The organism is Bartonella sp. AR 15-3, assembly GCF_002022445.1.
In the GTDB taxonomy this organism is placed as follows: domain Bacteria; phylum Pseudomonadota; class Alphaproteobacteria; order Rhizobiales; family Rhizobiaceae; genus Bartonella.
The window spans coordinates 1,562,877-1,589,030 of record NZ_MUYE01000001.1 but is presented as its reverse complement, the minus strand read 5'-3'; the positions used below and the strand labels follow the sequence as shown (position 1 = coordinate 1,589,030).

General features: G+C 36.3%; 22 protein-coding genes and 4 pseudogenes. 16 read left to right on the top strand and 10 right to left on the bottom strand.

All coding sequences use genetic code 11. The features are described 5' to 3' along the window. Positions 1-62: 62 nt before the first annotated feature. The 5 genes from pheT to nth form a co-directional block, all read right to left on the bottom strand. Positions 63-2,477: a phenylalanine--tRNA ligase subunit beta gene (gene pheT / locus BAR153v2_RS07065; protein ID WP_078680878.1), complete on the bottom strand. Its 2,415-nt coding sequence runs from the start codon at positions 2,475-2,477 to the stop codon at positions 63-65. A 31-nt stretch (positions 2,478-2,508) separates the two neighbouring features. Further along, positions 2,509-3,600, bottom strand: a complete 1,092-nt coding sequence (gene pheS / locus BAR153v2_RS07060; RefSeq protein WP_078680877.1) for a phenylalanine--tRNA ligase subunit alpha — start codon at positions 3,598-3,600, stop codon at positions 2,509-2,511. Positions 3,601-3,691: 91 nt separating this feature from the next. Beyond that, entirely contained in the window at positions 3,692-4,093 is a 402-nt protein-coding gene (gene rplT, locus BAR153v2_RS07055) for a 50S ribosomal protein L20 (RefSeq protein ID WP_078680876.1), read from the bottom strand. Positions 4,094-4,123: 30 nt separating this feature from the next. Continuing rightward, positions 4,124-4,327, bottom strand: a complete 204-nt coding sequence (rpmI, locus tag BAR153v2_RS07050; RefSeq protein ID WP_078680875.1) for a 50S ribosomal protein L35 — start codon at positions 4,325-4,327, stop codon at positions 4,124-4,126. A 142-nt stretch (positions 4,328-4,469) separates the two neighbouring features. Next, positions 4,470-5,150: an endonuclease III gene (gene nth / locus BAR153v2_RS07045; protein WP_078680874.1), complete on the bottom strand. Its 681-nt coding sequence runs from the start codon at positions 5,148-5,150 to the stop codon at positions 4,470-4,472. A gap of 538 nt (positions 5,151-5,688) precedes the next feature. Here nth and BAR153v2_RS07040 point away from each other — a divergent pair. After that, positions 5,689-5,939, top strand: a pseudogene (locus BAR153v2_RS07040) (DUF1150 family protein). A 186-nt stretch (positions 5,940-6,125) separates the two neighbouring features. Here BAR153v2_RS07040 and BAR153v2_RS07035 read toward each other — a convergent pair. Continuing rightward, entirely contained in the window at positions 6,126-6,713 is a 588-nt protein-coding gene (locus BAR153v2_RS07035; protein ID WP_078680985.1) for a hypothetical protein, read from the bottom strand. Between the two features lie 156 nt (positions 6,714-6,869). Next, a pseudogene (locus BAR153v2_RS07030) lies at positions 6,870-7,898 on the bottom strand (DNA recombination protein RmuC). A 193-nt stretch (positions 7,899-8,091) separates the two neighbouring features. Between BAR153v2_RS07030 and def the strand changes: the two are divergent. From def to lepA, 4 genes and pseudogenes are all read left to right on the top strand, one after another. Continuing rightward, positions 8,092-8,606, top strand: a pseudogene (gene def / locus BAR153v2_RS07025) (peptide deformylase). 14 nt (positions 8,607-8,620) lie between these two features. Then, on the top strand, positions 8,621-9,550 hold the full coding sequence (gene fmt / locus BAR153v2_RS07020) for a methionyl-tRNA formyltransferase (RefSeq protein ID WP_078680873.1): 930 nt from the start codon (positions 8,621-8,623) through the stop codon (positions 9,548-9,550). Position 9,551: 1 nt separating this feature from the next. Then, entirely contained in the window at positions 9,552-10,295 is a 744-nt protein-coding gene (gene truA / locus BAR153v2_RS07015) for a tRNA pseudouridine(38-40) synthase TruA (RefSeq protein ID WP_078680872.1), read from the top strand. 239 nt (positions 10,296-10,534) lie between these two features. Beyond that, the gene (gene lepA, locus BAR153v2_RS07010; protein WP_078680871.1) at positions 10,535-12,340 is read left to right on the top strand and encodes a translation elongation factor 4; all 1,806 of its coding nucleotides are present in this window, start codon (positions 10,535-10,537) and stop codon (positions 12,338-12,340) included. Between the two features lie 58 nt (positions 12,341-12,398). Here lepA and dapD read toward each other — a convergent pair whose 3' ends face one another. Further along, positions 12,399-13,247 carry a 2,3,4,5-tetrahydropyridine-2,6-dicarboxylate N-succinyltransferase gene (dapD, locus tag BAR153v2_RS07005; protein ID WP_078680870.1) on the bottom strand — a complete coding sequence of 283 codons (849 nt, stop codon included), beginning with the start codon at positions 13,245-13,247 and terminating at the stop codon, positions 12,399-12,401. 895 nt (positions 13,248-14,142) lie between these two features. Between dapD and BAR153v2_RS07000 the strand changes: the two genes are divergently transcribed. The 11 genes and pseudogenes from BAR153v2_RS07000 to BAR153v2_RS06950 all read left to right on the top strand — a co-directional run bounded on the left by BAR153v2_RS07000 (position 14,143) and on the right by BAR153v2_RS06950 (position 24,099). Continuing rightward, on the top strand, positions 14,143-14,460 hold the full coding sequence (locus BAR153v2_RS07000; RefSeq protein WP_078680346.1) for a TrbC/VirB2 family protein: 318 nt from the start codon (positions 14,143-14,145) through the stop codon (positions 14,458-14,460). Then, a complete protein-coding gene (locus tag BAR153v2_RS06995) occupies positions 14,461-14,769 on the top strand; it encodes a type IV secretion system protein VirB3 (RefSeq protein ID WP_078680347.1) in 309 nt (102 codons plus the stop codon). A gap of 17 nt (positions 14,770-14,786) precedes the next feature. Next, complete coding sequence (locus BAR153v2_RS06990) at positions 14,787-17,144, top strand: VirB4 family type IV secretion/conjugal transfer ATPase (RefSeq protein WP_078680348.1); 2,358 nt, start codon at positions 14,787-14,789, stop codon at positions 17,142-17,144. Next, positions 17,141-17,599 carry a type IV secretion system protein VirB5 gene (locus tag BAR153v2_RS06985; protein ID WP_198934317.1) on the top strand — a complete coding sequence of 153 codons (459 nt, stop codon included), beginning with the start codon at positions 17,141-17,143 and terminating at the stop codon, positions 17,597-17,599. Before BAR153v2_RS06990 ends, BAR153v2_RS06985 begins: the two co-directional genes overlap by 4 nt. A 228-nt stretch (positions 17,600-17,827) precedes the next feature. Next, positions 17,828-18,823, top strand: coding sequence for a type IV secretion system protein (locus BAR153v2_RS06980; protein ID WP_078680943.1), 996 nt, complete (start codon positions 17,828-17,830; stop codon positions 18,821-18,823). 192 nt (positions 18,824-19,015) lie between these two features. Next, positions 19,016-19,327 (top strand): conjugal transfer protein TraJ, encoded by a 312-nt coding sequence (locus tag BAR153v2_RS06975; protein ID WP_078680350.1) that lies wholly within the window; start codon positions 19,016-19,018, stop codon positions 19,325-19,327. Next, a complete protein-coding gene (locus BAR153v2_RS06970) occupies positions 19,317-19,985 on the top strand; it encodes a virB8 family protein (protein ID WP_078680351.1) in 669 nt (222 codons plus the stop codon). Before BAR153v2_RS06975 ends, BAR153v2_RS06970 begins: the two co-directional genes overlap by 11 nt. Next, positions 19,982-20,845: a P-type conjugative transfer protein VirB9 gene (gene virB9, locus BAR153v2_RS06965; protein ID WP_078680352.1), complete on the top strand. Its 864-nt coding sequence runs from the start codon at positions 19,982-19,984 to the stop codon at positions 20,843-20,845. The genes BAR153v2_RS06970 and virB9 overlap by 4 nt, the downstream gene beginning before the upstream one ends. Continuing rightward, positions 20,842-22,065 carry a type IV secretion system protein VirB10 gene (gene virB10, locus BAR153v2_RS06960; RefSeq protein WP_078680353.1) on the top strand — a complete coding sequence of 408 codons (1,224 nt, stop codon included), beginning with the start codon at positions 20,842-20,844 and terminating at the stop codon, positions 22,063-22,065. Before virB9 ends, virB10 begins: the two co-directional genes overlap by 4 nt. Further along, a pseudogene (locus BAR153v2_RS06955) lies at positions 22,062-22,376 on the top strand (ATPase, T2SS/T4P/T4SS family); the annotation flags it as partial. The gene virB10 and the pseudogene BAR153v2_RS06955, both read left to right, overlap by 4 nt. A gap of 49 nt (positions 22,377-22,425) precedes the next feature. Then, entirely contained in the window at positions 22,426-24,099 is a 1,674-nt protein-coding gene (locus tag BAR153v2_RS06950) for a BID domain-containing T4SS effector (RefSeq protein WP_078680354.1), read from the top strand. A 178-nt stretch (positions 24,100-24,277) separates the two neighbouring features. Here the strand turns inward: BAR153v2_RS06950 and BAR153v2_RS06945 are convergent, their stop codons facing one another. Continuing rightward, complete coding sequence (locus BAR153v2_RS06945; protein ID WP_371325864.1) at positions 24,278-25,180, bottom strand: DMT family transporter; 903 nt, start codon at positions 25,178-25,180, stop codon at positions 24,278-24,280. Between the two features lie 43 nt (positions 25,181-25,223). Further along, positions 25,224-26,129 (bottom strand): acetylglutamate kinase, encoded by a 906-nt coding sequence (gene argB, locus BAR153v2_RS06940; protein WP_078680867.1) that lies wholly within the window; start codon positions 26,127-26,129, stop codon positions 25,224-25,226. Positions 26,130-26,154 lie beyond the last annotated feature (25 nt).

Sequence of the window (26,154 nt, the reverse complement as noted above, 5' to 3'; positions counted from 1 at the left end):
AAGAAAGGATATATTGAAATATTTCCATATCCAAGAAAACAAAAACTAGCTTTATATAATAATTAATAACGCAAATACGCACCGGTTTTTTTAGTGACATTCTCAATTATTTTTAAAGATAGTTTTTTAAGATCCTCGTCAGTCAAAGTCCGTTCAATAGGCTGGATAGTAACTTCAATTGCAACAGATTTCTTATCTTGACCAAGACTTGGATCTTCAAAAAGATCAAAAACCTGTACTGAATAAATAAATTTTTTATCCACTCCACTCGCAGCACGAATAATAAGAGAAGATGTAACTTCTTTATCAACAACAAATGCGAAATCACGTCGCACCATTTGAAAAGATGATAAATTTAAAGGAGGGCGGATCTTAGTGGCTTTTTTTTTGGTTTCTGGAATGCGATCAAGGAAAATTTCAAAACCGCATATAGGACCACTTACACCTAACTTTTCCAGAGTACTAGGATGAAAAATACCAAAAAAGCCAAGAATAACCTTCGGTCCAAGTTTAATAACACCTGAACAACCAGGATGATACCAATTAGCTGCTCCAACTTCAATTTGCACTTTACTACTATCCATACCACATGCTTCTAAAACAGCAAATGCATCCGCTTTAGCATCAAAAACATCCACTGCCTTTGCATTTCCAGTCCAAAAGCGCCCAGCTCCTTCAAATTTTTCCGTACCACAACGAATACCACTAGCAACATTCTGTTGCTTATCAGGTATGTCACCTCGATAAACATTGGAGACTTCAAACAAAGCCAAATCTAAAAAACCACGCTCAATATTTCGCTGTGCAGCAACAAGCAAACCAGGCAAAAGAGAAGGACGCATTACCGACATATCATAAGCAATAGGATTCACTAATTTAAGCTGTTCCTGACCATCCCCAAAAGCTAGTGCTTGCTTTTCAGAAATAAATGACCAAGTTACAGCTTCCATCATACCTCGATACGCTAAAATCCTACGAGCAGCGTATGAACAAATCTGCAAAAATGTAAACGTTTTTTGCTTAATCTCAGCAAAATTTTCCAACGGTATAGGCTGGATCTTATCTAATCCATAAATCCGCATAATTTCTTCTACTAAATCAGCCTTACCAACAATATCAGGACGCCAGGTTGGTACTTTAACCGTAACCACATTCCCTTTTCCTTCAATGACAAACCCAAGCTGTATCAAAAGAGTAAAAGCTTGCTCTGGTTCTATCTCCAAATTGGTTAAACGTTTAATTTCCGAAAATGGAAAAACGATCTCTTTGATTTCTGGCTTTTTATATCCTATGACTTGTGTCGTTGATGCTTCCCCACCACAAAGACGCAAAACTAATTCTATGGCAATCTCAAGACCCGATTCCATAAAAGCCGGATCAACACCTCGCTCAAACCTGTAACGTGCATCACTAATAAGTCCCAATGAACGCCCAGTTTGCGCAATATTCTTTGAATCCCAAAGCGCTGATTCAATAATAACACGACGTGTCTTTTCATCACAGCTGGTTCTTTCTCCACCCATAATACCAGCAATAGCAATAACACCTTCTTCATCTGCAATAACACAATTTTCAAAACTTAAACTGTAAACTTTACCATTTAATGCTTGAAATTGTTCACCCTCACGACCACGACGTACGACCAATGCCCCTTTCAGCTTATCCGCATCAAAAGCATGAAGGGGACGACCAAGATCAAAACTAATATAATTTGTTACATCAACCAGCACATTCATTGATCGCAAACCAATAGCATTTAAACGCTGTTGCATCCATTGTGGCGACATACCATTTTGTATATTGCGAACTTCACACCAAGAAAAACCTAGGCATAATGATAAGTCTTGCGGATAACCCAAAGAAACTTGAACTAACGTTTCAAAAGAAGAAGATAATTGTGGCAAAGATAATTTTTTTAATTTTCCAATTCCAGTTGCAGCTAAATCACGCGCAATTCCTCTAACACCTGTACAATCAGAACGATTAGGCGTTAAACCAATATCAATCACTGGATCATCTAATCCTGCATAAGTTATAAATGACATTCCAATGGGTGCATCTTTTGAAAGTTCAATAATCCCACAATCCTCATTGGATAAGCCAAGCTCTGTTTGTGAGCACATCATACCAAAACTTTCAATACCACGAATTTTTCCTACAGATAAAGTCACATCAAGCCCAGGAACATAAGTACCCGGCAACGCAAGAACACCAACAAGTCCAGGACGTGCATTCGATGCACCACATACAACTTGAATATGCGGACCAGATCCTATATCTACTGACAAAACCTGTAATTTATCCGCATCAGGATGTTTAATAGCGGTTAAAATTTTTGCAATTACAAAACCAGTTAAACAAGAACGATCTTCAACACGATCAACTTCAAGGCCAATAGCTGTCAGTTTATCACAAATTTCATCCAAAGACGCATTTGTTTCTAAGTGATCCTTTAACCAAGACAACGTAAATTTCATTTTCAAACCTCATACGACAACTGTTATAAGATCACACATTGTTCAAACCAGAAAATAAAAGAGAGATGTCAAAACAGCGAAAACCGTAATGATTTAACCAACGAACATCAGCATCAAAAAAAGCTCGCAAATCAGGCATGCCATATTTTAACATAGCAATACGATCAATGCCCATTCCCCATGCAAAGCCTTGATATTCATCAGGGTCAAAACCAACATTCTTTAAAACATGAGGATGTACCATTCCACATCCTAAAATTTCTAACCAATCACGACCTTCACCAAATTTTACTTCCAAACCAGAACGATCACACTGAATATCCACTTCCATAGAAGGCTCAGTAAAAGGAAAGAAAGAAGGACGAAAACGCATCTTTACCGAAGGTACTTCAAAAAAAGATTTACAAAAAGTTTCATGAAGCCACATCATATGTGCAATATTAGAAACTTTATCAATTACTAATCCTTCCACCTGATGAAACATTGGTGAATGAGTTGCATCAGAATCCATACGATAAGTTTTTCCAGGAATAATGATACGTATTGGAGCTTGTTTCTTTTCCATCACACGAATTTGCACCGGTGATGTATGTGTGCGTAACAGTTTTCGATTTCCTATTTCATCAACATCAAAAAAGAAAGTATCATGCATTTCACGCGCTGGATGACCTTCAGGAAAATTTAACGCAGTAAAATTATAATAATCCGTTTCAATATCTGGCCCTTCTGCAATAGAAAAACCCATATCCATATAAATAGCTACGATTTCATCAATCACCTGCGAGATAGGATGAATACGACCCCGCTCTATGGGTGATGAACGAACAGGTAAAGTTACATCAACGGTTTCGCTAGACAGGCGTATGGTCATTTCTTGATGCTTGAGAGCATCACGCCTCTGCATCCATAACTCTAAAACGCGTTTTTTTAACGCGTTAAGTACTGGACCTACTTCACGCCGCTCATCAGCATTCATCTTGCCTAATGCTTTTAATTTTTCAGAAATGCTTCCCTTCTTCCCCAATGCCCCAATACGCACCGCCTCAAGTGCTTGTTCATCATTCGCTGTTTTCAAAGCAAAACAAATTTCTTGTTCCAAATGCTCAATATCGTTATTATTCATAATTTCTGCCTATTTCTTCAATAAAAAAACCGCACCGGTAATAACCAGCGCGGAATCCCGAATAATGAATGCCTAAAGAGAACGTAGCTGGCTACTTGACAGCGCTTTCAAAAGCATTGGGTGTTGTATCTTTCAAATATTCTAAAGCTTTCTTTGCAGAAGCCACCAAAGCAGTGAATACTGCCGGATCATAAATAGCTATATCAGAGAGAATCTTACGATCTATCTTAATACCAGCCTTTGATAGACCATCAATAAAACGCCCATAAGTCAAACCCTCTATACGAACAGCAGCATTAATTCTTTGAATCCATAAAGCACGAAAAGTACGCTTTCTGTTTTTACGATCACGATAAGCATATTGCTTCGAACGATCAACCGCTGCTTTAGCTGCACGAATAGTATTTTTACGACGACCATAAAAACCTTCAGCCTGTTTGAGAACTTTCTTGTGCTTAGCATGAGCTATAACACCTCTTTTTACACGTGCCATGAATAATCTCCTACAAAATCAAAGCAAAGCTCAAAGGCCATTTGGTAAATAACACTGAATAACTTTTTTAGCATCTGATTCAGCCAACACCATCATTCCACGTGCATCACGAATAAACTTATTAGAACGTTTAATCATACCATGCCGTTTACCTGCAGCAGCGGCTTTAATTTTACCTGTTGCAGTGACTTTGAAACGCTTTTTAGCAGATGATTTTGTCTTCATTTTGGGCATTTCTTTACTCCATACGTTATACGTTTAAATTCGATCAAGCTGACCAAAGCTCGAGTAAACATTTGAACAGCCACGGCATGCCCTGCCGGGCAGTTCTCATTACATTTTCATAAGCCAGTATACATAAAATAGCAAGTCCGTGTTAAAAAAAAATTGGAGCCCCATTGCCTTTAACTTCAACTAAAGGTGCTGGAATTGCATTCGTTTTGATTGTTGCTTTGCAAAGATCTGCAATGATACACTGTACGCATTCTACTTTACGCGCTTTACAAATATAACGTCCATGTAAAATAAGCCAATGATGTGCACACTGTAGATAACAATCTGGAATAATTTTTACTAATTTTTCTTCGACTTCTTCCGGTGTTTTTCCTGATGCGAAACCAAGACGATTTCCAAGACGAAAAATATGTGTATCCACTGCCATAGTAGGCTGTCCAAAAGCAATATTCAAAATAACATTAGCAGTTTTACGTCCTACACCAGGGAGCGTCATAAGTTCTTCACGACTATCAGGAACTTGTCCACCATATTGATCAATCAAACGACAACAAAGTGCATAAATATTATGCGCTTTTGCACGCCAAAGACCAATCGCACGGATATGATGTGCAATTCCTTCTTTTCCTAATATAATCATTTTTTCTGGTCGATCAGCAAGGCTAAACAATTTTTTTGTAACTTTGTTAACGCTAGCATCCGTAGTTTGGGCAGAAAGAACAACCGCAACCAAAAGAGTGAAAACATTGGTATAACTAAGATCACTCTTAGGTGTAGGACGCTGAATGGAAAAACGACGAAATATTTCTGCAATTTCATCCATTCCATAAATTACCTTGGTATCCTTGGTATCTTTGTACACCTTTAATGATTTAATCACTTTATACTCTGTTAGCTTTATACTCTGTTAGATCTTCTTTTTCGAAGTTTTCGTTTAATTTCGCTAAATGGTTGCTTTGTAAAATTACCAAAATGATATATATTATATTTCTTTCTTTTTAAATTTGAGATAATCAAAAAACATTACAATATATTCATAAAGTTGATTGTTTTCATTAAAGCAGTTAAAAATTGTATACATGTCTTTTGCCTGTGATTAAATTTAAGATCAGTAACCTCAATGAAAGACAATCAACTGATCATTCAGTGAAACACGAAAAGAATTAAAAATATCAGTATTTATGTTATACTATGGTCTTTAGTTCAATTTCAATATATCTTCTTTTCGCTAAGAGTAATCCATATAACAAATGCTGAGTTGAAAAATTGTCTTTTATCTATTAATCTTTAACAATCGCAATTAAAACCAACACCAATAGTAATCAAAGTAATAGAAGGTAATGCTATAAAGGATCAATATCATGAAAGAGCGTAAACAAATCTTACCGTTACAAAATACGGTCTTTTCTGATGCGCGACAAATTGCTTATCTAAAAGAAGTTTGTACAGATGATCTAGCCAAAAATTTTCCGGATCTTCCCCCATGATCCCAGGCATTACAATATGGGCTCTCTTCGGAGAAACAGGTCACCCAATTATTTTATCTGATGAACGTTCTATAGCCCTTGCAGGTGCTAATGAGCATGAACTACAAATCGTGACACTTCAATAGACTGGTTAAAAAGCCTAAATAATTCCTAAAAAACAGGCTTAAATTTGGTAAAATTGTGCTATATATTTATATCAGCAAACACCGCAAAAAATATTATTCTAAAACTTAGAAATAGGGATTAGAAGCAATTCATATCCACACTCTCAACAATCAAATAGGCTTGATAAAAAGAATCTCATAAAGCTTTTAGCGCCGTCCGCATGCTTTTAATTGCTGATTATAAAGTCTAGACAGCGCTTCTACGTGTTGTGCTTTTTTTGCAGTATCAGCAGACGAAGGGCCCTGATGACGTGCATAAGCACCATGTCCCATATGGTAATTTAAATAGAGATTATATGCATCATTTGGACTAATGTTATTACGTCGAACACTTTGGCGATGATACCAAGCAATAAAATCTGCTGTATCCGCAAAATTGGTACGCCACGCAAAAATTTTTCCTGTAGAACGAACATAATTATACCATGTGCTATCAATCGCTTGAGAATAACCATAAGCCGTCGAACGACGCTTCCATGGAATAAAACCGAAAAGTTTTGTACGTGGAGGACGTGCATTATGACGAAAACCTGATTCTACATGAATAGTTGCAAGAATAATAGGCATAGGAATTCCGTGAAGTAATTCCGCACTTTTAGCTGCCTTTCTCCAATTATTAAAAAAACTATTTTTTTGAGCTAGAATAGCACAAGCATTATTAATATGTACAGGAGGTTTTGTAGAACAACTTCCTAATAAAAATATACACCCACCTAACAAAAAAAAGCGCCATATCACTTGTTCTTCCTAATTTTAAAAATTAAATGGAACGTTATTAAAAACTTTAAATTAATTTATAAATAAAAAAAATCAATATGGTATTTTGATATCTTTCTTTTACTCCTTATCATCTAAGTGCGGGGTTTGTGACTGAGTATGTATTACTGCTGGCTACGATATAGAATCATTTTCTTTTAATTCAAAAGCTTCAATGCGATTAGCTCGCTCCATAATTTTAGAAGATGATGTCAAAATTGCTTCGATATCTCCACTCGTTTTACAAAAATGTTTCTGTAAAACGCGAACACGTATATCCATTCGTTCAAAATCTTCCATTAATCTTACCCACTTCTGATTGGATTAAATGTGCTTGTTCACGCATCCTTGGGTCTTTCATAACAGTTTGCACAACTTGAACAGATAACATTAATAAAGAAGGTGAGACAATAATCACATGCGTTAGATTAGCTTTTTGCACTAATGACTCAAACTCCTCATAGATTGCGGGAAAATCGATTCTGATGGCACAAAAAGAAAAGCTGTATCATGTGTTTCTCCAGGAATTAAATATTTTTTCGTAATATCGCGAATATGAACATCCATATCATGATGAAATTGGCGTTCAGCTTCCTGACGTTCTCTAGATGATGATGCCTCACGCATTGCATTTTAAGCCTCTAAAGGAAATTTAGCATCAATAACAAGAGATGGTGCCTTATTAGGCACATAAATAAGACAATCTGATAGTTTTCCATTTGAAAGAATAGATTGAAAAACGTAAGCATTAAATGGTAAAGCATCAGAAATGATTGCTTCCATCCGTCCGTGCCCCAAAATACCTCATGTTTACTTATTGTTTAAAATAGCTTATAATTGGACAATCTGTCCAGTAAGCAATTGAATATTATTTTGTGCTGCATCTATCACTGCCAAACGTTCTTGTAAACGAGTCAAGTTTTCATAAGTAGACTTAGTCTGCACCTAAAGAGTTTGTCCTAAATTGGTTCTCATCTCATTAAGTTGTTCACAAATAGATTGATTCAACTCAAACCGCCTTTGATCAAAAATTTCTGCCATTGTTTGCATACGTCCTTGCATTTCAACTTGTGTTTGCAACAATGTAGCCATCTGCATTTGTGCTTCGCGAGCACGCTCAACTACTTCACGTTCCAAAATGGTTCTTTTCCGATTATTATGCATAATGATTAAAAGCACTACACAAACTAGAACAAGAAAACCACTAGTTGACTATGGTGCCTACCAAAAGGCATTATTTAAAAAAGCGAATCGAATATAAGAATAATATAATGTTTTTATCGCAAAAATACATACACTTATTCAATTTCAATACTTGCCTTTATAAATTAAGCATTGATTTACAAAACTATTTATTATGTCAATAAAGCCTTTAGTTATTTTACCTGACCCTATTTTACGTGAAGTTTCAAAACCAGTTGAGCATATTGATCCAATTATTCAAAAATTAGCTGATGATATGCTAGAAACTATGTATAATGCTCAAGGTGTTGGACTTGCAGCTGTTCAAGTTGGTATACCATTGCGAATGTTAGTTGTAGATATCTCCCCAAAGATGCTCCTAAAAATTCGCTTGTTGTTATTAATCCAGAAATTTTATGGATATCAGATGAGCGTAGCGTTTATCGAGAAGGTTGCCTTTCTATTCCCGAATATTTTGCAGAAGTTGAACGTCCCAAATGCCTCCGTATTAGCTATAAAAATCGTGAAGGAAAACAAGAAGAAATTGAAGCAAATGATCTTTTAGCTACTTGTTTGCAACATGAAATTGATCACTTGAATGGTTATCTTTTTATTGATCACATTTCAAAAACCAAACGTGATATGGTAATACGAAAATTCAAAAAACGTGCAAAAAAGCAAAGTACATAGAAAGCAGCTTCATAATGGCATTACGATTAAGTTTTATGGGAACACCGAGTTTTTCTGTACCCATCTTGCATGCTTTATTAGAAGCTGGTCATGATATTGTAGCAGTTTATACTCAACCTCCTCGTCCAGCAGGACGGCGTGGTCTCAAATTGTCTCCTTCTCCTGTTCAAATTGCAGCAAAAGATAAATCGATTCCTGTTTTTACTCCTCAAACTCTCAAAACAGCTGAAGAGCAAATCCAATTTGCAGAACTTTCTGTTGATGTTGCTGTTGTTGTTGCTTATGGATTATTATTGCCTAAATCCATTCTTGAATCACCACGCTTTGGTTGTTTTAATGTTCATGCTTCACTGCTACCACGCTGGCGTGGTGCTGCACCTATTCAACGTGCAATTATGGCTGATGACCAAGAAACAGGAATAGTGATTATGAAAATGGACGAAGGGTTAGACACAGGACCTATTGCCTTATCACATTCAGTTGCTATCACTGATAACATGACAGCTTATGAACTTTCAGAAAAACTATCACATATAGGAGCAAAACTTATCGTAGAAACTTTATCAGCTCTCGAAAAAGATCAACTGAAACTTATTCCACAATCGTCAAAAGGAGTAACCTATGCTGTTAAAATCAGAAAAGAAGAAACTCAAATTGATTGGACGAAGTCTGCCAAATCCATTCATAAACATATCTGCGCTCTTTCCCCTACTCCTGGTTGTTGGTGCAACATGAATATCAATGGCAAGCAAGAACGAGTGAAAATTCTTGGAAGTCGCTTAATAGAAAAGAGTTCCCTTGAAATTGGGCGCATCGAACCAGAACAATTAATTGTTCATTGTGGACAAGGATGTATAGAAATAACTCATCTCCAAAGATCCGGTGGAAAACTTCTTGATCGCTCAAAATTTTTGCGAGGAGCTAATATTTCTGCAGTTTTCTAATATGGCACGTTTTAAACTTACTCTTGAATATGATGGCTCTAATTATGCTGGCTGGCAACGTCAGAAGAGTCTTCGTACAATACAAGGTTCCATTGAAAAAGCTGTTTTTCATTTTAGCGGACAAAAACTAACTATCACTACAGCTGGGAGAACGGATGCTGGAGTCCATGCTATGGGACAAGTTGCTCATATTGATTTTGAGAAACATTGGAATACGCATATTGTACGTGATGCACTCAATGCTCATTTGCAGAAACAAGGCGAAGATATTGTTGTTCTAAATGTTCAGAGTGTTCCTGATAACTTTGATGCACGATTTTGTGCCACTAAACGCCACTATCTTTTTAAAATTCTCAATCGCCGTTCACCACCAGCTCTCAATGCTAAGCGTGTTTGGTGGTTGCCAAAACCACTAGATGCTGACGCTATGCATAAAGCAGCTCAAAGACTTGTAGGACAGCATGATTTTACAACTTTCCGATCAGCTCATTGCCAAGCCAAAAGTCCTGTCCGTACCCTTGAGCGCTTAGATATCCAAAGAGAAGGAGAAGAAATTGTCCTTTATGCACAAGCTCGTTCTTTTCTTCATCATCAAATCCGTTCATTTGCAGGAAGCCTGATGGAAGTCGGTATTGGACGCTGGACAGCTGAAGATCTAGAAGCAGCTCTTCATGCAAAAAATCGCGCCCGTTGTGGTGTAGTAGCACCCCCCTCAGGCCTTTATCTGATAAAAGTTGACTATTAGTTGCTCTGTTAAAATTGTTTTCACAAAATATTATTAACAGTCAAAAACTTCATAAAAAAATCTAGAAATTGTTATCAATGAAGATCAGATAATAAGCCGAGAAACCATCACATTATAATAAAAAGAAAATTCACAATTTTAAAAACTAACATTTTTCTTCAGGAGTATTTTTATTTAGGTTTTTGAAAGTCTGTAATTGGTCTTTGCGTTTTGTATTATTCTTTGCTAAATCGCTTTGTATGACAATAGATCGCAATTATATTCGTAATTTCTCCATTGTAGCTCATATAGACCACGGAAAATCGACTTTGGCTGATCGTTTAATCCAAATGACAGGTGGTCTTGAAACAAGGGAAATGAAAGAACAAGTACTTGATTCTATGGATATTGAACGCGAACGTGGAATCACTATTAAGGCTCAAACGGTACGTCTATGCTATAAAGCACAAAATGGTGAAACTTATATCTTAAATCTTATTGATACGCCTGGCCATGTTGATTTTGCTTACGAAGTATCGCGTTCATTGGCAGCTTGTGAAGGATCGCTCTTAGTGGTGGATGCCAGTCAAGGAGTAGAAGCACAAACATTAGCAAATGTTTACCAAGCTATTGATAATTCTCATGAATTGGTTGTAGTGCTTAATAAAGTAGATCTTCCAGCTGCAGAGCCTGAGCGTGTGAAAGAGCAAATTGAAGATGTGATTGGTATTGATACATCTAGGGCAGTGGAAATATCAGCGAAAACAGGTTTAGGAATTTCTGACGTTTTGGAAGAAATTATTACGCAATTACCACCTCCACATACTGGTAATGTTATAGATCCTTTAAAAGTAATGCTGGTTGACAGTTGGTACGATGCTTACCTTGGTGTTATCGTTCTGGTGAGAGTGATTGATGGTGTTTTAAAAAAAGGTCAGACCATTCGTATGATGGGGACAGGAGCAAAATATCCCGTTGAACGAGTTGGAGTGTTTACTCCCAAAATGGTCTCAGTTGATGAATTAGGTCCAGGAGAAATTGGATTTATAACAGCTTCTATAAAAGAGGTTGCTGATACACGAGTAGGGGATACTATTACTGAAGATCGCCGGCCTTGTGAAGAAGTACTGCCTGGTTTTAAGCCTGCTCAACCAGTTGTTTTTTGCGGTATTTTTCCAGTTGATGCAGCCGATTTTGAAAATTTACGCACAGCTATGGGTAAATTACGTTTAAATGACGCAAGTTTTTCTTTTGAGATGGAAACATCAGCTGCTTTAGGTTTTGGCTTTCGTTGTGGCTTCTTAGGACTTCTGCATCTTGAAATTATTCAAGAAAGGCTAGAACGCGAATTTAATTTAGATTTAATTGCAACTGCACCCTCTGTTATTTATCGCATGAATATGACTGACGGTTCTGTTAAGGAATTACATAATCCAGCGGATATGCCTGATATTATTAAAGTTATTTCTATTGAAGAACCATGGATTCGCGCAACGATTATGACCCCTGATAATTATCTCGGAGCTATTTTAGAACTTTGTCAAGAACGGCGTGGGGTGCAAACGGGTTTATCTTATGTTGGTACACGGTCTATGGTAACTTATGATTTACCTTTGAATGAGGTAATTTTTGATTTTTATGATCGTTTGAAATCCATCTCAAAAGGATATGCTTCTTTTGATTATCAAGTAACTGATTATTCTGAAGGTGATTTGGTTAAAATGTCCATTTTGGTCAATGGAGAATCTATTGACGCATTATCGATGCTTGTGCACCGTAGCATAGCTGAAAAACGTGGGCGTTCTATGTGTGAAAAACTTAAAGATCTGATTCCTCAACATATGTTTCAGATCCCAATTCAAGCAGCAATTGGTGGGAAAATTATTGCTCGTGAAACAATTCGCGCTTTACGAAAAGACGTCACAGCGAAGTGTTATGGTGGTGATATTACTCGTAAACGTAAACTGCTTGAAAAGCAAAAAGCAGGTAAAAAGCGGATGCGTCAATTTGGAAAAGTAGAAATTCCCCAATCAGCCTTTATTCAAGCACTTAAGATGAGTAAATAGCTCTATTTCTTTCTTTTTATTGATTTCATTATCAATGAATAATTTTTGAGGAATGCTTTTAATTACGCAATAAATTATTAATTGATGTTTTTTCTCGTGTTTTTTTATCAACGCGTTTAATGATAACGGCACAGTAAAGATTGGGACCCATTTCACCATTTGGCAGTGGTTTCCCGCAGTATGAACCCGGAACAACAACTGAGTAAGCAGGCACTTCACCAATAAAAACTTCACCTGTTGTACGATCAATAATTTTAGTGGACTTCCCAATAAAAACTCCCATGCCTAAAACAGCACCTTCACGTATAATACAACCTTCAACAATTTCAGAGCGTGCACCAATAAAACAATGATCTTCAATAATTGTCGGACCTTCTTGTAATGGTTCTAAAACGCCTCCAATACCTACACCACCAGACAGATGGACATATTGACCAATTTGTGCGCATGAACCAACAGATGCCCATGTATCAACCATCGTGCCTTCTCCCACATAGGCACCAATATTAACAAAAGAAGGCATTAATATCACATGAGGAGCAATATAAGCGGAATGACGTACAATTGCTCCTGGAACTGAGCGAAAATTTGCTTCTTTAAAATCAACTTCTCGCCAACCAAAAAATTTTGAAGGTATTTTATCCCACCAATGTGATTCATTTGCACCACCAGAAATGATACACATAGAATGAAGTTGAAAAGACAAAAGAACAGCCTTTTTTAACCATTGATGAACATACCATTGACCATTATCTTGACGTTGAGCTACACGAAGCTCACCTTTATCGAGAAGATTCAATACGTACTCAACACTCTCACGAATTTCACCCTTTGTAGTAGAATTGATGGAATCTCGATTATTAAAAGCTTTTTCAATAATTTCTTCAAGCTGTATGAGATTAGTCATTCCCAAAGACCCGTTTAAAAAATCAAAAGCACCAAGATTTATCCTTGATAATTTACATTACGTGAAGAAATATATGCAGTCAATAAAATGACTAAAAAAGATCAAAAGATAGCTCTCTAAGAGAAAATTATAAAAAATAAAAAACACTAAAAATTTCTATGTTTATGCTTACATTATTTTTCTAAGCCTCAATATCTTGAATTTTTTGCTACTTTAATCTGGAACAGTGAATACCCACAACAGCAACATATATAGTTTCAACAAGCTGCACTGTCATATCCGTCATCATGGTAACAATAGTATTTAAAACAATATCTAGTTCATGACATAAGCCAATGCTTATAATTAATTTAAATGATCTGTATGCTAATTATGTTCCAACTTCATACAATTATATCTTGGCTCTTTTACATTTTAAATATCTCGAAAATACCTAAAGAGATTTTATCTTCATTGTGGCCCTATATTTCATAATATAGAACAGACAATATAGAGAACAATAATCGGTTTAAATCGCATTTGCTCAATCCTTATTGTTTTTATGCCCTATAAATTTTTTTATGCATCTCTGCTTTTCTCCTAATTTTCAAGAGAGAGTTTCAATAGTGTTTGTTGTAAATTAAATACATTTTGCTAATAAAAACATTATTTTTGTATTTTTCATATTATCATTTTGACAGAATGAGACAACTTAAAATTGTCTATATTAAATGATAGTAAAAATGTTTCGTTTTTTAGATAGAAAATTTTGAGAATGCACAAAGTTTAATATTAAAATTTTTTAAGAGAACGAAGACAACAATCCATAGGAGTTAAGCTATGAATCTAAGACGGCAAAAATTCCTAACCTTTAGAGGAAACTATGTAATCAATCTTCTTTTTGAAGAGAGAGCAAATGATAAACAATATATCTAAGAATATTTACTATATCGCCTTTACACTACTTTTAACCGTGTTCGTTGTATTAAGTCCTGCTTATGCTGATGCTACTGCTGGCGGTATGGGGAATCTTGATACGGTTTTGCGAAATATTGTTACTATGATGACAGGTACAACAGCGAAGCTCATTGCAACCATATGTGTTGCAGCTGTGGGTATTGGTTGGATGTATGGTGTTATTGATTTACGCAAAGCAGCATATTGTGTTCTTGGTATTGGTATTGTTTTTGGTGCTTCGGCTCTTGTTAATTTATTAATGGGGACTACATCATAAATGAACGAAGATACTCTTTTTCTTGCCTGTACACGACCAGCCATGTTTGCGGGTGTTACAGTAGAAGCGATGGCGTTAAATGTCATAGCAACGTCTACTCTTTTTATCATTACAAGTAGCTTTTCAATGATCGGTCTTGGTGTTGGTTTGCACTTTATCTTACGCGAAATCACGAAACGCGACCATAACCAATTTCGTGTTCTATTTGCTTGGCTCAATACTCGAGGCAAACAAAAGAACCTGACGAGATGGGGGGGAGGATCTACATCTCCCTTACGTCTTATCCGTACTTACAAGGAGCTACAATAAAGGAGATAAATGCAGTGATGAAACGGGAATCGAAACGGGAATCTCTGCCCGAAGAATATATTCCCTATGTCCGTCATGTCAATCAACACGTGATTGCATTGGCTTCACGTTGCTTAATGACAGTAATTACTATTGAAGGTGTAAATTTTGATACTGCAGATATCAGCCAATTAAATTCTTTACATACCCAATTAAACACGCTTTTGAAGAATATAGCAGATGAACGTGTCGCTTTATATTCTCACATTATCCGTCGACGTGAAAAGATTTATCCAGAGAGCCAATTTTCTTCATCTTTTGCAACAGTCTTAGATCAACAATATAAACAAAAAATGGTTTCGCAAGATCTTTATCAAAATGATCTATTTCTTTCGGTTCTCTGGAATCCTGCAGCAGATAAAACTGAACAGCTAGCTTCTTTTTTTCACCGTTTAACACAAGCAAAGAAGATGCAATCGGAACCAGACTTTGAATCTATTCGAAAAATCGAAGAGTTAAGTCAAGATCTTATACAAGGTCTGGAATGCTATGGTGCACGACTTTTATCCACTTACGAATACAATGATATTTTATTTTCTGAGCAAAGTGAATTTCTTCATCAATTGGTGGGAGGAAGGCGTGAACGCGTACCCCTTACCTTTGGGACTATTGCCTCAACGATTTATTCAGATCGTATTATCTTCGGCAAAGAAATTATCGAAATACGTCACGAAAGCAATGAACGCTTTGTTGGTATGTTTGGCTGGAAAGAATATCCTTCTAAAACACGTCCTGGCATGACAGATGGCTTGTTGACAGCGCCCTTTGAATTTATTTTAACGCAATCCTTTGTTTTTAAAAGTAAAGCAGTCGCAAATGCTATTATGAGCCGTAAACAAAATCAAATGATTAATGTAGCGGATCGTGCCAGTTCGCAAATTGGAGCTCTTGATGAGGCCCTTGATGATTTAGAGTCCAATCGTTTTGTTTTGGGAGAACATCATCTCTCTTTAGCCGTTTTTTCTGATCGTCCACAAGAATTGGCAGAACATCTCTCCAAAGCGCGTTCATATCTTACTAATGGTGGTGCAGTTATAGCCAGAGAAGATCTAGGATTAGAAGCAGCATGGTGGGCACAACTTCCTGGAAACTTTAGCTATCGAGCACGCTCTGGAGCTATTAGCAGCAGAAATTTTGCAGCATTATCCCCCTTCCATTCATTCCCCGTTGGCAAACTAAAAGATAATGTTTGGGGCTCTGCTGTCGCTTTATTACAAACGCAAGCTGGCTCTCCTTATTATTTTAATTTTCATTGTGGTGATGTCGGGAATACTTTTATTTGCGGTCCGTCAGGATCTGGCAAAACAGTCATTGTTAATTTTCTTCTTGCACAATCGCAAAAACACAACCCAACAATAGTCTTTTTTGATAAAGACCAAGGAGCAGAGATTTTTGTTCGCGCTGGAGGTGGCAAATATAAGCCTTTGAAAAATGGTAAACCTACCGGTATTGCACCATTAAAAGGTATCGAATATACAGAAAAAAACAAACTCTTTCTTCAGCACTGGATCTTAAAGTTGGTTACCACGGACGGCCAAACAGTGACAGAACAAGAGCGACAAGATGTCGCGAGAGCGATCAATGCCTTAGAAACTCTTCCTTTAGCACAACGCTCCCTCGGTGCACTCCAACTGTTTTTTGATAATACCTCTACAGAAGGTATTGCTATACGTTTAAAACGTTGGATCAAAGGCAATCCTTTAGGGTGGGTCTTTGATAATGATCACGATGATCTCAATTTAGATGCTCAATTCATAGGTTATGACATGACCGATTTCTTAGATAATGAAGAAATTCGTCGCCCTTTGATGATGTATCTGTTTAACCGTATTCTCGATCTTATCGATGGTCGGCGTATCATTATTGTTATTGATGAATTCTGGAAGGCCCTTGAAGATGATTCATTTAAAGCTTTTACTCAAGATCGTCTTAAAACAATTCGTAAACAAAATGGCATGATGCTCTTTGCAACACAAAGCCCCAGAGATGCTTTGAATTCAACAATCGCTCATACAATCATTGAACAATGCCCCACCCAAATATTTTTTCCAAATCAAAAAGCTAATTACAATGATTATGTTGAAAACTTTAAATTAACTGAACGTGAATTTGAACTAATCCAATCAGAATTAAGCAGAGAATCTCGCCGCTTTCTTATTAAACAAGGTCAAAATTCTGTTGTTGCAGAACTCAACTTACGTGGAATGGATAATGAAATTGCTGTCTTAAGTGGAACAACCAGAAATATCGAACTCGTGAATCAAATTATAAGTGAACACGGAACAAATCCCAATGTATGGCTACCTATATTTTATCGAAGGAGACACACTCAATGAACCCATTGTATCTGATTAAACTTTTATCATTATGCTCTACCTCTCTTTTATCATTATGTTCTATCTCTTATGCAGCATCGTCAACAGATCCTGAGGCATATTATCAAAATGTCATACAAGATTCATCAGGATCAGAAATCTCAGATTTAGAAACAGCTAAATCTGCTTATGCTTCGGCAATTGCAAATCAAGAAAAGATTAAAGAAATAAATGAGAAATTATCCTCACAGACGCTTAAGGCAGAAGAGAAAGAAGCTCTTCAAACGCAGTTGGCTATTCTTCAAGCTAATCTTCAAGCGGATATTCTAAGACTTCAAGCTTCTGTCATTATAAAATCCGAAAGTGCTCAATCAAAAGAACAAGAACGTGAAAAAGAACAACAGAAAAATCATGAAGCTGTTCAAAAAACACTTCAAGAGCAGTTGGATCAAGCTAAAACTAAGCTCAAGTTATAAATTGACTCCAATTAGTACAAAAGAAAAAAGGAAAGCTCTTCAAATGTAGTTTGCTAGTTTTCAAATGAAAACTCTAATACAGGCTGACTTTATTATTCAATGGGAATACTCAATCACAAGAAGAGCCTGAAGAGATGCAAGAAAGATGATAAACTCATATTTATCAAACATTAAAGGCAAAATTAGAACAAGATAAAACTAATGTCAGATTTTACCAAGATAAAAGTAATGTCAGATTTTTCATTTACTCCGTTTGAAAATGTTTCTTCGTATATTTTAACACCACTCAACAATGTAGTGGATACAACAGTCAGTAGCTTGTCTTCTGCTATTGCAGCGCCATTAAATCTTGCTGCAATCATTTTTATATTTTTATATGGCTATAATGTTATGACTGGCCACGTCGCCCTTTCAATGCATAGTCTCCTTAATAATGTCATTAAAATCGTTGTTGTGACAACAATGGCAACAAATGCAGATGTATTTAATATTTACATCAAAGATATATTTTTCGGTAATTTAGCCAATGCTATTGGGAATGCGTTCAATAGCAGTCCCGTCGACGCTAATGTTTTCGATTATCTCTTGTTAATTACGAATACGCGCTATCAAGAATTTCTAGGTAGAGTTGGTCTTTTTGAAAAGGTTTCGGTGGGATTGGTCGGGGGTTTAATGCTTTTGGCGGTTGTCTTTTTTTGTACAGTTGGTTTTATTATCCAAATGTTTGCAAAAATTACATTAATCATGGTGATAGGTCTTGGTCCTCTTTTCATTAGTTTATATTTATTCAATGTAACTCGCAGATACGCCGATTCATGGATTTCAACATTAGTTAATTTTACAGTTTTACAAGTTCTTGTGATGATGCTTGGAACAATGATGTGCAAAATTATGCTGTATGTTTTCGATGGCTCATATACTTCAATCTATCTCTTGCTTCCTCCTGTCCTTGTAGTCTCAATAGTAGGAGTTATTCTCTTCCAATCACTTCCTACCATTGCTTCTGCACTCTCTAGTGGAGGGCCATATTATCATGCTGGAGTATCAGCAGGATCAGAAATGATCTCAATGGCTTCTGGTGCCTTGAACGTTGTTAGAGGAGGCTTTTCACTCGGTAGCAGTGCGGCAAGAGGAGCAACTGCAGGAGCTTCTCAAGCTGCACAAGCTGCACAAGCCGCACAAGCTGCTCGAATGATGGGTGGAGGTGGTCGTGGCGCATTTTAATATCAAATGTTTCTCCAACACAGCTATAGTCAGTGCCTTCACACAAAAGGTATTAGCCATACGCATAGCCGCTGAAAAGCTCTCTTCGCTTTTTCAAAAAATCAGTTCTCATGTTTTGCTCCCTGTTTCGGTAAAATTATGCACTGAAAAACCCCAATATTTTATTTTTCAAAATATTTGCGAGTTCAGATAATGAAACTAAAAATAACTATCATTTTAATTCTTTTGATAGCCCTTACGGGTTGCGCTTCTTTTAAAAATGGCCCCAAAAAACTTCCACGCTGTAATGGACAAAATACCCGTATGCTCAATCAAGGGAAATGGAATAATAATAACACCTTCCTTCACAATATGGCGATCAAGCCAATCACAACTCCTGTTATCCTCAACACACAAGAAAATGAAGCACCAGAAGCTCATGTCGCACTCCCTACACTTCCTGGAAATACAATAAACCCTCAAACGCCCTCTTATAAGAATGCGGAGATCACACATGAAAAGTGATGAATTTAAAGAATATATAAGAGAAGCGCGGTCATTCGATATTGATCGTATGCGTAGTACGCGACTGCAAATGAAAATGGCCATAGCTTTGGCCGTGCTTTTGGGGTTGATGACAATAGCTTTGGCTTTAGCCGTGGTAACTTTAACACCCTTAAAAACCGTAGAGCCTTTCGTTATCCGCGTAGATAATTCTACAGGTATTGTCGATGTTGTTAGTGTTCTAAAAGATGAACCTCAAAATTATGATGAAGCAATAACACGTTACTTCGCGAGCAAATATATTCGTGCACGCGAAAGTTTCCAATTATCAGAAACAGAAAATAACTTTCGTATCACTTCTCTTTTATCTTCCGTAGAAGAACAAAATCGCTTTGCCAAATGGTATTCGGGAAATAATCCAAATAGTCCGCAAAATATCTATAAAAATATGTCCGTGACAGTTACAATAAAATCCATTTCTTTTTTAAGTAAAGATCTCATTCAAGTGCGTTACTATAAAACGATTAGAGACTCTAATGGAAAAGAAGATATTTTCCATTGGGTTTCGGTCTTAAATTTTTCCTACGTTAATACACGCATTTCAGTAGAAAATCGCTTAATTAACCCGCTTGGTTTCCAAGTGTCAGAGTATAGATCTGATCCAGAGGTAGTTCAATGATTAGAGTAGTAAAAATATTCTTTTTAACTCTCATCGTTGCAATAAGCTATGATGCATCTTTATCATGGGCAGAAATTTCTCCCGTGAGTGCACAAAAAGATAATCGGATCAGATTTATTAATTATGACCCGTATAATATCACAAAAATCATTGGATCTATTCGCTCTTCAGTGCAGATTGAATTCGCTAGCGATGAAAATATTGCTTATATTGGAATTGGCAATTCCGTTGCTTGGCAAGTCGCACCAGCCGGTCACTTTGTCTTTCTCAAACCTCGTGAAGTTCAGCCTAACACCAATCTACAAATTGTCACAACTCGCCAAGATGGGACAAAACGATCTTATCAATTTGAACTTCAAGTGCGTGAAGGCGATGTTTCTGTCGGTAATGACACATATTTCCTTGTAAAGTTTCGTTATCCAGAAGATGAAGCCTTGCGTGAACAATTAGCTCAAGAAGCTAAAGCACAAAAAAATGCAGAAGAATTTGTCGATGATATCCTCAATATGCATGAAGATTTTGGACCGCGCAATTGGGCTTATACTGCTCAAGGTTCCCCCCTCATTGAACCAAGCTCCGTCTATGATAACGGAAAAACAACAACATTTACCTTTTTAGGAAATAATGAAATCCCTGCCATTTATCTTGTCTTACTTGATGGACAAGAAACTATCGTTCCAAAAACAATTAAAGGAAACCAGGTCATTGTCCATGCCATAGCCATGCAATTCACTCTGCGACGTGGTAACGAAGTTCTGTGTATCTTTAATAAAGGTTTCATCCCAAGAGGGATTAATCCCGGAACTGGAACAACATCACCTTCTGTCCAACGTGAAATAAACGTAGAGAAACAGCCATGAATAATGATGAAGTGGATGAAATAGATCTTGATAAGTATGATATGATAAAGGATCGTGATACAATAGAGGATGGTCAAGAAAAAAAAGAGGGCTTTAATTTAGGAAAAGCCCTTGCTCTTCTTATTCTCTTTGGTGTCTGTATTTATTTAATATATACAATCCTTTCATCTTCAAAAGATACAAAAAAACAGCTCATAGAATTACCTAAAGAAGCAAGCAGTAAACAAACAGAACTGTTCCAATCGATAAAACCCACGATGGCTCCTCTAGAGTTAGCTGATAAAAATAACCCCTTATTGCCTAAGGTCGAATTACCAACACCAACAATCAATCAACCAAAATTTGATCATAAATTATTAGAAGCAGCACAACGTGCTCCCGTTTTAGCCTATATTAATCCAAATCAGCAACAAGTTACTCCAGAAAATAATAATAATGCCGTTTCTCTGGATCAAAATAACAATCGCTCAAATAAAACAGCACAATCCTTTAATCACCTCCTCGAAGCAACAAAGTTAGACGGTGTTCATGCATCAACACTCGGGAACCGAAATTACATCATTGCAATGGGAGCTTCTATTCCATGTATCTTAGAAACAGCAATCAGCAGTGAACAACAAGGTTTTGTTAGCTGTATCGTTTCCAGAGATATCTTGTCAGACAATGGTCGCATCGTCCTGCTCGATAAAGGAACACAAATCATCGGTGAATATCGTAGCGGTTTAAAAAAAGGCCAATCGCGTCTTTTCATATTATGGAATAGAGCTAAAACACCAGAGGGTATCATTATAACATTGTCCTCACCAGCAACAGATTCCTTAGGCCGATCAGGTGTTGATGGTGATATTGATAATCACTGGTTTGAACGACTTGGTTCTGCATTTCTTGTTTCAATCGTCAGAGATGCAACAAGTTACGCAAATAACCGGCTAAATTTACTAAAAACACCAACACAAGAAGAACAAACAACAGAGACCTTGTCTTCAGGAACACATAGCCTTTATGCAGGAATAGATATGGCAAAAATTATCGCGGAAAATTACGCCCATATCCCTCCAACCTTGACCAAAAATCAAGGTGAAATAGTTAATGTTTTTGTTGCCCGCGACCTAGATTTCTCAACTGTATATAAATTGAAAATTGTCGAAAATAACAAGCAGGTTATTCGTCGTGCTTTTTCGGGAGACTTTCATAAAAATTCTACGGTGACATTGAAATGAAACAAAACTGCCAAAATGTAAATGATGAAACTACTGCCATCGTTTTAACAAAGCTCAAACCAATTCATAACTTTCTCAAAGATGAAAATCTTTTCGAAATCGTTATTAACCGTCCTTATCAGGTCATGATTGAAGGAATTACAGGATGGAAAACAATAGAAGTACCAGAGCTCTCTTTTAATGAACTTATGGGGATGGCTAAAGTGATCGCTGCTTATTCTAAGCAAAGTATTTCCGATAAAAATCCAATACTATCAGCTACCTTGCCAAATAATGAGCGTATTCAAATCGTCATTCCTCCAGTTGTAGAAACACTGATTGAACACTATATATAAAAAACTACATTATGAGAAAATCATTATGAAACAAACACTCTCAAACGAAGCAATAATGACAGAATCAGCATCTAGTTTGCCTTCACCTAATAATTATAACTATCCCAATAGTCTTACATTAAAGAATAAATATGGAATCATAAATCATCAAGAATTTATGGATAAATGTGCACATGATTCAGCAAAAGCAGCCATTAATTTGCGTCAAGAAGCACTGCCAAAGAAGTTTGACTCTTCCTATTTAAAATATCTTCATAAACGCTTATTTGAAAGCTCGTTTGAATGGGCTGGTTGTACTCGTGATATCCCTTTTCCATTTAAAGATGGTACACTTGCTGTTATGCCAGAAATGATGAGATCAAATTGGAAAACAGACAAACCTATTGTTTTTGCAACCGGTAATAAAGTGCAAGATGGTTTGAAAAATATAGATAGAATGCTCATCGAAAAGGATAATTTACAAAACTTACCACGCCAAGAGTTTATTCATCATATAGCCGAAATATTTTCTTCTCTCAACTACACGCATCCTTTTAGAGAAGGCAATGGACGTACACAACGGCTATTTTGCGAAAAACTTGCTCAAGCTGCAAATTATAATCTTGACTTTTCAGTTGTAACAAAAGAGCGTATGTCTGAGGTCAGTATTGCAGCAGCACAAGATGGCAATCTAGAACCGATGAAAAAGCTTTTTGATGATATCTCCGACCCTCACAAAACAGCTATTTTAAAGGAATTCATAAGCAATATACAAAATATTGATCAAGAAGATATTAATGATTGTATTATTGTAGCAGCGGATAAAGGTGTAACCTATACAGGAATTTATAAAGGTGCAAGCCCAAATAGTATTATAATCAAAACAGAAAATACTTATACGATCTGTAGCAAAGATCATCTCACACCAGAACAATTAAAAACATTAAATCTTAATAATGAATGTACCCTGAAAATTCCAACCACTCAAAATAAAGAAAATGTTTTAATTCCAAAAGAAATATTAGCTCCTTTGACATCAAAACAAATATTAAAAAAAATTCAAAACAATACTGACATTCAAAACAAAAAAAAAGAAATCAAACATTTATCAAAACTTGTATATGCTAGCGCTAAAACATTAAATCAACAGATAAAGGTAATTAATAATAATCAAAGGCTAAGCAAACAGCTTTCCTCACAAATTATATCTTCTCCCAACTCTGTTGCTAATCTTGCAGGCTTTGAAATATTGGGTATGAAAAGCCCAGCGCGTAAAAAAGCTGAAGATCATGCTATCAAACTCGCTAACTCGATTGACACTTATGCATCTATTATAAAAAATGTTAAGGCAACAATAATCCAACAGTACAAATCAGAACAAAAACGCCTTCAAACAACGGTAAAACTACCCAGCCCAACATTGCAAAATATTCTTAACTTATCAGAAGAAAAGCGAAAGGAATTGTTATCAGAGGAAAAGTTATCTTCTTCTATTGCCAGAGAACTGGATGAATTTATGCATGCACTCAATACTCGTCTTTCACCAAGCGAGCGTAAAAACATTCATGAAAGTGATCATCAACAATTAGCTAAAAGTGTTGGCATATCAGAAAATAAAGCAGCAACAATCATCAAAGTTGCTCAAGAAGCTAAAGAGGTATCCCAACAAATACAAAAACTAGCCTTTAGTGTTGAAAAACAGTTTATTGTAGCAAACTAAAATATAAAAATTCTTCCTTCATGTGAGCCTATATGGATAGAAATATTTTGATGTTATCTTAACCCATAGAGAAGGTTGTTTAACACTACGCTCATGTGCGAACGGCACAGAACCTAAGCGTGATGTTTTCTACTAAAAATAATCACAGCAAAATTAAATATCACAAAAAAAAACAGATTTAATTACTTTTTTCAGTCTTTTTATTTTTTTTACGCCATTGTGGAGGTCGTAATTCAGCCACTACAATCCCTATTATAATAAACACACCACCCAACAAAGCGGAAGGAGATAAATACTCCCCAGCTAAACGCCCAATAATACCAGCCCATACAGGCTCACCAGCATAAATAACTGTTGCCCGAGTAGGTGAAACGGATTTTTGCGCCCAATTCATAGTCAATTGGATCACCGCACTCATTAGTGCCAACCCCAAGCCTACATTAAACCAAACCCACGAAAACTCAGGAATACTTTCACCCATTAAAGGCATAAAGCAAAATGCAAAGAGGCTACAAAAAAATAACTGTATAATTGTTATACGTCGGCTATCAACCTTATTTGCAAAAAATCCGATCAGTATAATTTCTCCAGCAATCGCCAAAGCTCCCAGCAAAGTCAAAATTTCACCTTTTGAAAAATGAATACCTTTAAAATCTTGTCCAGAAATTAGTATAAGCCCAATAAAAGCGAACACAATACCAATCCAACTACCTAGATGAGGTAACTTTCTTAAAAAAACCCATTGTAAAATCGGAACTATCGGAATATATATTGCTGTAATAAAAGCTGATTGACTGCTAATAATAGTTTGAAGTCCTGCTGTTTGAAAAGCATAGCCAAGAAATATTCCAAAACCTATAGCCATTCCAGCAAAAATTTCATAAACAGTTATATCTTTCATAGATCGCCAAAAAATCACCATAGTTATAAGTGTTGCAACAATAAAACGGAATCCTACAAAAAAAAGAGGCCCACTATAACGTACTGCAATATGAATAATAAGAAACGTAATGCCCCACAGCGCTGTCGCAAAAAACAATGCCAATTCCTGCTTACTGAATAGATGTCTCGATTGTTTCATTCTAGTTATAAAAGGCTCCATCCTTCAAATTCATCCCATATACTTATGAAGCAATGAGCGTTCCCGCTCCATATTCAGTAAAAAGTTCAAGCAAAATAGAATGAGGCGTTTTGCCATTCAAAATAACTACACCCTCAACACCCTTTTGAATAGCTTTAATACAAGTTTCCACTTTTGGAATCATACCACCTGAAATTGTTCCATCTTTGATAAGTTTTTTAGCTTTAGGAATGGTTAATTCCTTTAAGAGCTTTTTTTCTTTATCCAAAACACCCGAAACATCAGTTAAAAATAAAAGACGTTTTGCTTTTACAGCGCCAGCAATTGCTCCAGCAAAAATATCAGCATTGATATTATAAGTTTTACCATCTCGCCCTGGAGCAACAGGAGCAATAACCGGAATCATTTCAGAACACGCTAAAAGATCAAGCAATGTTCGATCGACTTCAACAGGTTCACCAACAAATCCCAAATCTACAATACGTTCAATCTTTGAAACAGGATCAATTATAGTCTTATAAGACTTTTCAGCAAAAACCATATTACCATCTTTGCCACAAAGCCCAATCGCCCATTCACCCTCAGCATTGATAAGAGCTACAATTTTCTTATTTATTGAGCCTGCCAAAACCATTTCAACGACTTCAATAATCTTTTCATCGGTTACACGTAAACCATCTTCAAATCGTGATTCAACCCCCATTTTAGTTAAGATTTCAGCAATTTGAGGACCCCCACCATGAATAACAATAGGATTAATGCCGGACTGTTTCAACAAAGCAATATCACAAGCAAAAGCTTGTCCTAAAGCAGGGTCACCCATAGCATGCCCACCATACTTCACAACAATTGTTTCATTTTCATACTTTTGCATATAAGGTAAAGCAGATGATAAAAATGCTGCCTGTTTTTCAAGAATTTTTTCATTATTGTTTTCGATATTATCCATTCAAGAGTCTCCACATCATTTTTAA